The sequence below is a fragment of the Moorena sp. SIO4G3 genome (assembly GCF_010692305.1).
GTDB lineage: Bacteria > Cyanobacteriota > Cyanobacteriia > Cyanobacteriales > Coleofasciculaceae > Moorena > Moorena producens_A.
This window is the reverse complement of record NZ_JAAHIG010000080.1, coordinates 17,755-29,249: the sequence shown is the minus strand read 5'-3', so window position 1 is coordinate 29,249 and position 11,495 is coordinate 17,755. Positions and strand designations below refer to the sequence as shown.

Sequence of the window (11,495 nt, the reverse complement as noted above, 5' to 3'; positions counted from 1 at the left end):
ATATTCATAGCCGTCAGCCTTGTGAATAGTTTTCAAGTATTTGGGATGTACGTCAAATTTTTGAGTTGGTAGTTGAAGGGTAAAGCTAGGTCTAAAGCGAATTGCAATACGTCCGACATATTGACCAGCAAACTTACCTTTGATGACATCAGCTTTAACAATATCACCTGTTTGAAAACCCTGAAAAAACTTAGCTTTTGGAGCGTGAGCTTTCGGAAACCCATATTTGTTAGGACGACAACGCTGCCTAGTTCCGTGTCCTTTAGCTGCAATTAACAGCGGTTTTATTCCCCTGATAAGTAGCCGCTCAGGTGTTGATTTACCAACACAAGAAGCATCAGTCCAATGGTGTTTTTCAATCATTCTGACCTTACGGTTAAATTTGGTCAGTCCCCCAGAACCTACTTCTACAGGTAACCCGGTTTCTTGAAGTCTTCTATACAATTCCCATCGGGTAGTATTAACCGCAGTCGCGTCTTTAAGTGAAGTCTTGGTTTTCCCCTTAATTTTCTTCAAGAGTTCAGGCTTTTTACTTAAAAAATCTTCTACATATTTGTTCCCTTTTTTCTGATTACAAGGTCTACAAGCTAAGGTGAGATTGCTTACTCTGTTAGAACCTCCTTTTGATTTGGGGACAATGTGTTCTATTTCCAATGGGGTGTTTTCAGCGTTGCAGTAGACACATTTTCTCCCCCATTTGGCAAGCAAGTATTCCTTGACCTCAAAGCCGAATAACTCACCGCGTTGATATTCAACCTCGCTAATTTCAGGGTTTTGCATTTGCTGCAAATCAAACCTGACTAACTCTTGATAAATAGCGCTAATCGGACAGACTTTTCTAATTCGTTTCACCCAAGTCTCAATATTGTTAATTCGGCTTTCAAGAGATGGGGGTAACCATCCTTGTCTACGAGTTCTGTTCAAAAAACGAGGTTTGCGATATCGAGTCTTAGGGTTGCGTCTACCTCTCCTTAATGCCCTGCGAGAGTCTAGAGAATTCTTAATCTGTTGTCCCCTGTGATATATTTCTAAGGCGCTTGTGACACGTCCTGTTTCTTCTTGAACAATAGCCATCCCGCTTGTTTTACTACCAGGGTCTATCTTTAAACGATGTGAATGAGTGACAGATTTTTCTAAAATCCTGTCTTTTAATACAATTGTAAATGGGTACCGTTTAAATACTTTAGCCCTTCCCATGTTCAATAGCTCTCTTGCTCGTGCCGGATGGCATGGATCAAGAGGTTTCAAGTTTTTGTCTAGTACGAAAACTCGCATTACTTTGAGTCTCTCCTTTCGGGTAAAGTTGGCCTCGACAATGTTATTTGAACTTGTTAGGTACAACTCACTGGCTTAACTCGTTACACCTGTTTAAAGCTGTACGAAAGAGCTGAAAACTGGCACGCATTATCAGGTTTCATAATTCAAATAACGTAGGTTTCTCACGAACCTTAGTCTGGTCAAGTTAGAGCTTAAAACAAGCTCCCGCTATAGTTCGTTAGAACTTAGCGGCGAGTTCTTGACTACGTCTAGCTATTCGGCTAATGGTATTTGATTATATAGCAGCGCATACCTTATGACGGCTGACCAAACTGCCGGTCGTACACTTCATCTTCTTTTTCGGTGTCAAATTTCAGGTTAGAGCGGGGATAAGCTACACACAGCAGCACATAGCCTTCTGCTTGGAGTTCTGGCCCTAAACCCATCCCATCGGTTTGGTCTACACTGCCTTCTCCTACTCGTTTGGCAGCACAAGTGGTACAGACTCCAGCTGTGCAGGAACTGGGTAAATCTATCCCCGCCCCATGGGCAGCTTCAAGAATTTTTTGATCTTCTGGCACCTCTATAGTGTATGTGTTGCCTTTGTGATTAAATTCGAGGGTGTAAGTCTTGGGCATTGTATCAGTTTCGAGCTTGATACTCCCAATCCTATGAATAGGACAGGGAGGGTCACTGGCTTATTTTAGCGCTTTGTGGGATATAAATTAAGCTGGTGCCTTCGTTAGTCACTTGACTTGAGTACAAGGGCAAACTCCATATTACAATTTGTCCTCATTGTCAATCTCATGGTGATCTCATCCCAATTCTTAGGGCTGACAGGGCTACAGATCAATTTCATCTGGCCATCTCCCCATCTGGCCATCTTACGGCGAGTCTAGTATTGATTAGAGAATATTAGTCCTGAAGTCATTGGTGAACATTATAATCACGTTCTTGATGAAGCCTTGTCAACAGCTGACTAAGCGATCTGTTTACTGTAATTGATTGCTTTATCAATCTTGTCGACCACATTACGCCAATTATTGTGTAGTATGCAAAGTTATACGCATTTCCTGTGTATATTGGGTATTTTGTTGCGTATAAATACTGTTTATTTTTAGTTATGTGTTTTATAAAATAGACAGAAAGCGTCATAATTAATAATTACAATTTCAAGGGCATAATGTGGGTTTTACTTAGCAAATTTTTTTTGAAAAAATCGCCGTTTTTCGATATTATTTTAATATAGGAATGGATAATGGTTTACTAAAAGCAATTTAAAGATTATACATCTGCGTATAATAAACCTGAAACCCCAGGTCTGAGCTAAAAGCTAATTTACCCCAGAGGTCTATTAGACAAAGTTATCCCACCAATTTCATCAATTGTCCGGAAAGCTCTACGAACCTTGAAACTAACTAGTTGCTGCCTAACTACTCATTGTTGGTTTAGGTTGGTTTAGGAAATAATTTCAAAATTTTACTCAGTGCTCTCTACAACTTAATTAACTAATCAATTAGAAACAAATTAAAGAACTAAATAGTCTTTAATTTTCGGAGTGGGCTTCGATGGTCCTATTGATCTCAGTCTCTCCCCACCTCACTTTTATCAAGTTTTAATTTCAACGGCAGTAAAGTGAGTAAAGGGGAGATTTTGTGTCTATTTTTCCTTAGTAAATGAAAAAAATTAGCTTTTATTTAATAAACTAATGAATAACTGCACTCAAGGAACAAGTAAAAGAAGAAGTGAACGCAATCGGAAACGTTCTAAAAGAAGAGCTATTTTCTGTCCAATTCATCGTTGCTACCTTGATAGCGCTAGTCAAAAATATCGGTTGTTTGCTGATCGAGCAGGACAACTAATCCAGCGTGGTGTTAAACAAAAATATGCCTTGATGCTGATCGCTAGTAACACCACAGTAGCTCTGGAAGGAGAGTGGCTAGAGGCTTTTTGGTGTAGTCAGTGCCAGGAAACCAACTGGTATCACTTGTGCAAGACAGGCGATCGCACCTATAAGGTATCTTTGGCTCCAGATCAGTTATGGCAACAGGTAACAGGGGTGATGGATCCTCAAGGAAACCCCTCAGTGGGAGAATTTACCCGTCGGCAGTCTAGAAGTGGTAGTTGTTGATGGTTTTCGGTGGGCGATTTTAGGGGTAAAATTCCAGATTTAGATGCCAATAATTCAATTATTTATGGAGTTTATTTGTGGTGTTATTTATGAAAAAAATATATAAATTACCTAAACGAATAATTTAATTTCTAATGTATTAGTTTAGGTCGTGCTAGCTTTTCAGGATTAGTTAATATGAGACAACCGGAGAAGTTTGCTACTATTGTCTTGACATATGTTATAACAGTTTGTCTGGCGGTTCTTATTCATTCTACCTTTTTGTCACCGCTTTCCCCGGAGGAGTTAACTAAGTATTATCTAGTTGCTGTTGCTGGCCTATTACTGTTTGGTTTTGCTTTATTAAAGTGGCGCGAAGAGACGAAAGTCAATTTTTTCCTCGCCCTGCTATCGATTGGTTTCGGTCTATATTTGCTAGAATTGTTACTTTTTTTTGGAGTGGCAGGAGGGATTATAAAACCAACAGACGAACGAATAAGACTTGATTGTAGGTGAAATATTAGTCTTTTTATGGCAACGGAAACTGTGGTGGTTGATTCCCATGGTTACAATACTTCTTGCCTTTGGGTTGTTCTTAATCTTTGCCAATGCTTCAGGTATTGCACCATTTATTTATTCGCTCTTTTAATGCACCCACCCAGAGGAATTTACTCGCCGCTTAAGTTGTCAAGATATTTACAGCGTCAAGTACTATTCAATTAAAAATTAATTGCTATATTCGTATAATTAAAGACTATTGAAATTGCATATGCGGATACTTTTAACTGGTGCTGCAGGAGCAATAGGAATAAAACTCACCGGCTATCTCGGCAAGATTGGTCATCAGGTCATACCCGTAGATTTTAAGCCCCATGAGGGTACTATTCGTGCCGACTTGCGAGACCAAACTACTGTATCCTGCCTATTCAAAGCACATAATCCAGACCTGGTTGTACATCTAGCAGCTCTTAAAAATCTACGCTTCTGTGAGCAGAATAAAGAAGCATCTCGGGCAACGAACTATGGCATCACAAAACTACTTACTAGAGCATGCTTAGAATCCAAAACTCGAATGATATTCTTTTCTTCGGATTACGTTTTTGGCAAGTATGATTACTTATGGAAGGAGCAGGATACTCCTTGCCCAACCACCCAGTATGGAATGGACAAAGCAGCTTCTGAATTTCTAATTAGAAAACAACTCTCCAACTACGCAATCGTTCGCACGGCACAACTATACGGTTTTCCTGGGGACTTTGTAAGTTTAGTATGTAAAGCATTAACCTCTCATCAAGACTTCACAGCATTCACGAATCTTGTGAATTGCCCAACGTGGATTAACGATCTTTTTGCCATGTTGAATAAAATCATTATTCACGATAGCCAGGGCATTTTTCATTGCGTGGGTTCAGAAGCAGTTTCACGATACCAATATGCCTGTAAAATAGCTGAAGCCTTCGCTTTAGACTCCTCCTATATTAAAGCCGTAAACCTAGATTTTTTAACCGATATCCGCCCTCCCGTCGTTCGGATCAGCGGTGCATCAACCTATAATCATCTTCAGTTTTATACAGGAAGTTTGAAGGATAATCTTCCTTTATGTTCTTCCTATGCAATTCAGGGGACTTGAAAATGCAACAATCAAAATCTGAGCCGCGTTTCTACAAAGCTGTAGATGGCGCAAAGTACTTGTTCCTTGCTTTGCTAGCTAGTCTCTTTTTAGTGCAGCTTGTCTTATCGTTGGGTTGGCCGCTAGAGTTCGATACGTCTTTTATGCACTACATTGCTTATTTAATTAATGAGCATGGCTTTGCACCCTACCGAGACATCTTTGAAATCAACATGCCAGGTACGTACCTGTTCCACATGGCAGTGGGAAAAATGTTTGGTTACTCCGATCTTGCATTTCGGATGGTGGATGTTGCTTGGCTCACCGCAACGCTGACAGTAACGTGGTTTGTTATGAGACCAGCTGGCCGAATAACCGCGCTTGCAAGCTGCCTGCTGTTTAGTCTTATATATCTCGAAGCTGGTCCCAAGATGAGCCTTGAAAGAGATTTCATTGCCATATTACCAATGGCTACTGCTGTTTTACTTGCCACACGGCATAGTCCCTGGCGTTCGGTCAACCTCACAAATTTTCTAGTGGGAGCACTCTTTGCCCTTGCTGCATTAATCAAACCGCATATGGCCATAGGGCTTCCTGCTATGGTTGTTTATAACTCCATATATTGCATTGATGGCTCAAGGTCAGCAAAAACCTTTATCAAGACTTGCACTATAGGGAGCTTGTTTGCGCTCCTCGGTTTTCTATCAACTCTGGCAATTCCTTTTATATGGCTTTGGCGAATTGGTGCAATCTCATCCTTTTGGGATATCCTCTCATCATTTACACCTCTATACTCTCAACTGGCTGGGAATATGGAGGTTATGGGAACTATCTCTGGCTTTATTTATAATCTAAAGTTGTATATATGGTTTGGAGGATTTAGATTGCTGTTTCTAGGCTCAATGTTTGGTGTGTATCACATCTGGGCGGAACATTCACCCCCTGCAACTAAAAAGTTAGCCCTATTGTTGTTCTCATTAACCATCCTCTACAGCATATCTGTTGCTATCGGTGGAAAATTCTGGCTATATCACTGGATGCCGTATACATATTTTGCCAGCTTGTGTACAGCACTTATGCTCTTTTCTACTCCTTCATTTGAAGGCCTACGCTTTCCGAGGATCTTTTTTCCCCTCTTCATTTTCGTCTTTATTATCGTATTGACAGTACGACCATCAAGTGTCGCTTTCAAGCAACTTCTTAAAGGCCCGCCATTTTCAGTCCAGAGTGGAAGAGTTGGCGTTTACGAAATAGCAGCGTACTTGAATGAGAATCTATTACCAACTGACAAGGTTCAACCCCTGGATTGGGGCGGAGGGAGCCTGCATGCAATGCTCATTTCAAAAGCGGTTCTTGCAACCCCCTATATTACTGATTTTCAGTTCTATCTCCATGTATCAACCCCTTATATCCAGAAGTTGAGGAAGCATTTCATCGAAGAGCTGGAACAAGATATACCAGCATTCATTATTGATGTGCACAAAAAGCCAAGGCTGTCAGGAATAGATACAGATTATAGCTTTCCCGCGCTGGAACGATTTATCAAGCAACACTATAGTAAAGATTATACAGGCAATGGTTTTGAAATTTTGCGAAGGAACGACAAATCCTAGCAAAACAGTCATTTATACATTCAGATGTATATGTTTTTTCTATTCTTAAAAGAGCATTTTTTTTCGGTAATTTATTACGATTACATGCCTATGTGGCGTTTTTTTGCTTCAGGGGTGACAACAAGGCTAAAAAGTAGACAGGGTGTGGGGTTTTGGGTGTGGGGTGTGGGGAAAATAGAAGCGATGCAGTCGGCCAAATGGGGTTTCCCCGTAAGGCCACTGCATCGCAACCAACAGCCGCCAGCAAAGGGGATGTTTCTTTTCAGCCATTACCCAAAACCCCACACCCAGTAAGGCTTTTAAGGCTGTTTGTCACCCCGTCAGGTTTTTTTGATCTATATCGCTCAAATATTGCAGAAAAAAAAGCTGCTATATTTATCAGATAATTGCTGGAATATAATCCGATTCATAGGCTTTTTATTAATCAAATATTTCTTTCGGTTTAACTAATTACTTTGCTATGAAAAAAAACAAGTATTGCATGAACTGCAAAAGTTCCAAACTGGAGCAGTTTATTGACCTTGGTAAACAGCCAAATGGAAATACTTTTCCTGCATTGAATGAGATCGATAACGAACAGAACTTCCCTTTTGCTATGTCAGTCTGCACTCAGTGTTGGCAGGTCCAATTGGAAGAATTTCCTCCTGTAGAGTACATGTTCACCAATCACCCATACGTCACTGGGTTAAATCAGCCAGTAGTTCACCACTTCGAGGAACTGGTTGATAATACCTTGCAGAAATTCGACATCCCGCCAAATAGTCTTGTACTTGATATTGGTGCCAATGATGGGACGCTGCTCTCAAAATTTCGTGATCGTGGTTTGCGGGTTCTTGGCATCGATCCCTGCAAGGGGAGCAGTGAGTTGTCTCGACAGGCAGGAATTACAGTCTTAGAGGCCTTTTGGAACAGGCAGACTGCTGAGGCCATGAAACGTCTGGGAATCTATCCCGACCTGATCACTGCCACCGCCGTCTTCTACCACGTGGAAGACCTTCATAGCTTCGTCCAAGGTCTAGAGATCCTCATGGAGGAGAACACGATTTTTTGTACCCAATGTGTGTATCTGAAAGATGTTATTGAGAAAAAACAATTCGATCATTTTTATCACGAACACACTATGATTCATGGGATTGCCCCTCTACGAGATCTTTTTTCCAGATATGGCCTGCGATTATTAGATGTGGATTTCTATCCCATTCATGGTGGTTCATTTGTTCTATATGTAGGCAGAAAAAAGTCACCTTTTCCTACGACGAAAAAAATCGATAATGCAATTTCTGAGGAAAAACGCTTCGGTCTTGATCGACTACAAACATATCTCGACTTTTCTAAGGGCGTGGAACAGAACAAAGAAGAGCTTGTGTCGCTTCTCCAGCAAATTAGAGGGGCAGGAAAGCGTGTGTTTGGACTTGGTGCTCCTCTTAAAGGAAGCACGCTACTCAATTACTGTGGCATCGGGCCTGATCTCGTCGAATGTGCTGTCGAAATCAATCAATACAAAATTGGTCGATACACCCCTGGAACTCATATTCCCATTGTTTGCGAAAGTGTAATTAACGAGCAGCCAGATTACTACTTGGTTCTTGCCTGGAATTTTCTAGATTTCTTTATCAAAAAATATGCCGACTATCTCAATGCTGGTGGTAAGTTCATTATTCCGCATCCAACTGTAACAATTCTTGAGCAAGAATGGGTAGTAAGCAACTGCAAGAGTGCGTAAGCACAAGACTCATTCATTAGTTTTATTATGAAGACATCACTAATTATTCCATTCAAGAACGAAGCAGCATATGGAGAGATAACCATGAGAAAAGCATATGCATACTTGTCCAAACGTGACATCGACTTTGAACTTGTTGCAGTTGATGATAGTACTGATGGAACATGGGAGATTCTTAAATCCTTTGAAAAGTCACACCAAAATGTTGTTGCAGTGAAAGGAGGAAATCCTCCAGGGTATGGAAAGGCCTTACGAAAAGGGTTTAGTGTCGCCAGCGGAGACATTTTGATTCCATTCAACGGCGATCTCAGCGATTCACTCGACGACGTGCTTTCTTACATCCAGCTCATTAAAAATGGGAATGACATGGTCTTTGGGTCACGGTTTATGGCTGGAGCAAAAATCACTGAATCCACAGCAGTAAAGGGATTTTTGTCACAGTTGGGAAATTCGTTTCTCCAGTGGATTTTCCGTACAAACTGTAGTGACATCACCAACTCATTTAAGGCATACAGAAGACTAGTTTTGAAAGAAATTAAGCCAACCGCTGATGGCTACAATATTGGAATGGAGATGGCATTAAAAGGTATTCTTAAAAAGTATAGGTATACAACAATCCCTGTGGCTTGGTCAGGTCGAAAGTATGGGCGCTCAAAGATGTCGATTATCAAATCAATCCCAACTTATCTGTCTACCGCCCTTAGAGTTAGACTGTTGGGTAATACCTGAGGGGGCGATGAAATAAGCTAAAACGCAGATTTGATAATACTTTCGTTGCTTCATTAAAATCATTCGTAGGGTCAATTTGGGACTGTATCAAGCCTAATATCATTGCCTCAACGCTTTATCTAGTAAGCTTTTCAGGGCTCAGGCCACACCATATTATGCACAAAATAAGCTAGTAAAGGTATTGAGATGATTAAAATAAATCGAGTTAAATTTACCCTAAACAATCTTAAGAACTCTCTTCGTGGAGGCAAAGATGATAAACCAGGGTTGTATCCGCTAAAAATTGAACTACCCACCTATAGAGGAAAACTCCAATTTGAAGCTTTTAGCCCGGTAGAAAAATATAGATTAGCAAACTATGGTGGCGAGAAGTTCTTCGTGGAAGAATTTACAAAACTAATCGAGATAGACGACATTGTCTTAGAGGTTGTCTGAGAAGTATTATTTGCTACATCCAAGCCCCCGTTGGTCCCCCAATTTTGGGGGACTTTTAGAAGCAAATTGACTCTTGTTCCCCCCAAAGTTGGGGGGCTAGGGGGGCAAAATTCAGTATCAAAAAACTTGGGAGATATCCTCTTAGACATTGGCGCAAGTGTTGGGTTAATGGCTGTCCATGCAGCTATATTTGCTGAAAATGGACAGGTATTTGCTTTTGAACCCGATCCTGAAACGATGGAACGCCTTCAGAATAATGTTGAACTCAATAATTTATCCAACGTTACCTTCGTACCTTGGGCGGTTAGTGATCGAGAAGGAGAAGCAACTTTGTTCACTGATGGTGCTTCTGGCTTTGCTCCAACCCTGAAAGAGCAGCTAAATAGACCTGGTGCCCCAAAGGGTAAAGTAACTGTGCAAACAAGAACTCTTGATAATGAAATTTCTATTGGTAATCTGCCCCTACCCACTGTCCTTAAGATTGATATCGAGGGAGCTGAGGTTTTGTGTTTGCATGGTGCAGAGAGTTTGCTTAACGGAAGTTTAGGCAAAAAACCACGCTTAATCTTTCTGGAATTACATCCAGAATTTTTACCATCTTTCGGAGCTAGTGCCGATGAAGTTCATAATTTTGTCTTGAGACATGGTTATTCAGTTGCTTGGGAGCAAAAAAGAGATGCTCAGATTCATTACTGCTATACAATTAATTGAGTTTTTGAATTAGTAATGATACCAAATCCGCTTTACCAAGGCTATATTCAAAAAAAACACAAAGTCCTTGCCCAGAGCGAATTTTGGTAATTTTTGTAATCAGCCTATAATAACCGGATTTGGTATGAGTACCCATAATCTCTCTATCGTCATTCGTTGCTATAACGAAGAAGAACACATCGGTCGTCTGCTCAGTGGCATCATGCAGCAGACAATCCAAGATGTAGAAATCATTGTTGTTGACTCAGGTTCTACTGATGCCACTCCATCCATTGCATCCCGCTATCGAGTCAAACTCTTATCCATCAAACCGGAAGAGTTTTCCTTTGGCCGAGCACTCAACCTTGGATGTCAGGCTGCCACCGGGGAATTCATCGTTATTGCCAGTGCTCACGTTTATCCCATCTACCAAGATTGGATTGAAAAGCTGTTAGCTCCCTTTAAAGATCCTAAGATTGCTTTAACCTACGGAAAACAACGCGGTAACAAAACAACCAAGTATTCAGAACACCAGATATTTGCTACTTGGTTTCCCGATCAGTCGGTTCATGTCAGGAATCAAGACTATCCTTTCTGTAACAATGCTAATGCTGCTATCCGGCGATCATTGTGGGAAGACGTTCCCTACGACGAAACCCTCACAGGCTTAGAGGATTTGGACTGGGCAAAACGGATCATGCCCTTAGGCTACCGCATTGCTTACGTTCCGGCAGCTGAAATAATTCACGTTCATGACGAAACACCCAAACGCATTTACAACCGCTATCGACGAGAAGCCATTGCTCTTAAACAGATTTATCCCCAAGAACACTTCCATTTTTGGGATTTTTTGCGCCTGTTTACCACAAATGTTGTCAGTGACTACTATCATGCATTCCATGACGGTGTTTTCAAGCCAAATTTGCAATCAATTCCTATATTCCGCTTAATGCAATTCTGGGGTACCTACCAAGGCTTTGCGCAAAGGGGACTAGTGAGCAACCGCCTGCGACAAACCTTTTATTATCCACGCAGCCTATCACGTTACCAGAACACCTTTTCTTATGAGAATCGACGACTCATTGACTATGGCTCCTCTGCAAAATCCTCCGAGCAAGTATATTGACATTTCAGTACCCGTATCGCCATACCTTCCCACCTGGCCAGGTAGCCCAGCAATTGAATTTCACCGTCACCTCGATTTAGCTTCATCCGCGCTTATGCCCCACGTCCGCACTGAAAGTCGGCGTGGGAACGAAGTTACCGTAAGGGAGTGGAGCCAAAATAGTTGTTTGGTTATGGGAAAAAGAGTTAAGGCTTTTGTAATAA

General features: G+C 41.2%; 12 protein-coding genes. 9 read left to right on the top strand and 3 right to left on the bottom strand.

Annotated features, from left to right (window positions below):
• A partial coding sequence (iscB, locus tag F6J99_RS16445; RefSeq protein WP_293113861.1) for an RNA-guided endonuclease IscB occupies positions 1-1,275 on the bottom strand: 1,275 nt, incomplete at its 3' end.
• A gap of 296 nt (positions 1,276-1,571) precedes the next feature.
• A complete protein-coding gene (locus F6J99_RS16440) occupies positions 1,572-1,895 on the bottom strand; it encodes a 2Fe-2S iron-sulfur cluster-binding protein (protein WP_293113860.1) in 324 nt (107 codons plus the stop codon).
• Positions 1,896-2,965: 1,070 nt separating this feature from the next.
• On the opposite strand from F6J99_RS16440, the gene F6J99_RS16435 reads away from it, so the two are divergent.
• From F6J99_RS16435 to F6J99_RS16420, 4 genes are all read left to right on the top strand, one after another.
• Positions 2,966-3,388, top strand: a complete 423-nt coding sequence (locus tag F6J99_RS16435; RefSeq protein ID WP_293113859.1) for a hypothetical protein — start codon at positions 2,966-2,968, stop codon at positions 3,386-3,388.
• Between the two features lie 481 nt (positions 3,389-3,869).
• Positions 3,870-4,016, top strand: a complete 147-nt coding sequence (locus F6J99_RS16430; RefSeq protein ID WP_293113858.1) for a DUF5989 family protein — start codon at positions 3,870-3,872, stop codon at positions 4,014-4,016.
• Between the two features lie 120 nt (positions 4,017-4,136).
• Positions 4,137-4,997 carry a sugar nucleotide-binding protein gene (locus F6J99_RS16425; RefSeq protein ID WP_293113857.1) on the top strand — a complete coding sequence of 287 codons (861 nt, stop codon included), beginning with the start codon at positions 4,137-4,139 and terminating at the stop codon, positions 4,995-4,997.
• Positions 4,994-6,589, top strand: a complete 1,596-nt coding sequence (locus F6J99_RS16420; RefSeq protein WP_293113856.1) for a hypothetical protein — start codon at positions 4,994-4,996, stop codon at positions 6,587-6,589. The genes F6J99_RS16425 and F6J99_RS16420 overlap by 4 nt, the downstream gene beginning before the upstream one ends.
• Before the next feature lie 126 nt (positions 6,590-6,715).
• On the opposite strand, the gene F6J99_RS16415 is transcribed toward F6J99_RS16420, so the two are convergent.
• Complete coding sequence (locus F6J99_RS16415; RefSeq protein WP_293113855.1) at positions 6,716-6,859, bottom strand: hypothetical protein; 144 nt, start codon at positions 6,857-6,859, stop codon at positions 6,716-6,718.
• Between the two features lie 190 nt (positions 6,860-7,049).
• Here F6J99_RS16415 and F6J99_RS16410 point away from each other — a divergent pair, with 190 nt between their 5' ends.
• From F6J99_RS16410 to F6J99_RS16390, 5 genes are all read left to right on the top strand, one after another.
• Positions 7,050-8,312 carry a class I SAM-dependent methyltransferase gene (locus F6J99_RS16410; RefSeq protein ID WP_293113854.1) on the top strand — a complete coding sequence of 421 codons (1,263 nt, stop codon included), beginning with the start codon at positions 7,050-7,052 and terminating at the stop codon, positions 8,310-8,312.
• A gap of 27 nt (positions 8,313-8,339) precedes the next feature.
• Positions 8,340-9,041 carry a glycosyltransferase family 2 protein gene (locus F6J99_RS16405; RefSeq protein WP_293113853.1) on the top strand — a complete coding sequence of 234 codons (702 nt, stop codon included), beginning with the start codon at positions 8,340-8,342 and terminating at the stop codon, positions 9,039-9,041.
• 186 nt (positions 9,042-9,227) lie between these two features.
• Positions 9,228-9,476 (top strand): hypothetical protein, encoded by a 249-nt coding sequence (locus F6J99_RS16400; protein ID WP_293113852.1) that lies wholly within the window; start codon positions 9,228-9,230, stop codon positions 9,474-9,476.
• Between the two features lie 66 nt (positions 9,477-9,542).
• Positions 9,543-10,187 carry an FkbM family methyltransferase gene (locus F6J99_RS16395; RefSeq protein WP_293113851.1) on the top strand — a complete coding sequence of 215 codons (645 nt, stop codon included), beginning with the start codon at positions 9,543-9,545 and terminating at the stop codon, positions 10,185-10,187.
• 124 nt (positions 10,188-10,311) lie between these two features.
• Positions 10,312-11,292, top strand: a complete 981-nt coding sequence (locus tag F6J99_RS16390) for a glycosyltransferase family A protein (protein ID WP_293113850.1) — start codon at positions 10,312-10,314, stop codon at positions 11,290-11,292.
• Positions 11,293-11,495 lie beyond the last annotated feature (203 nt).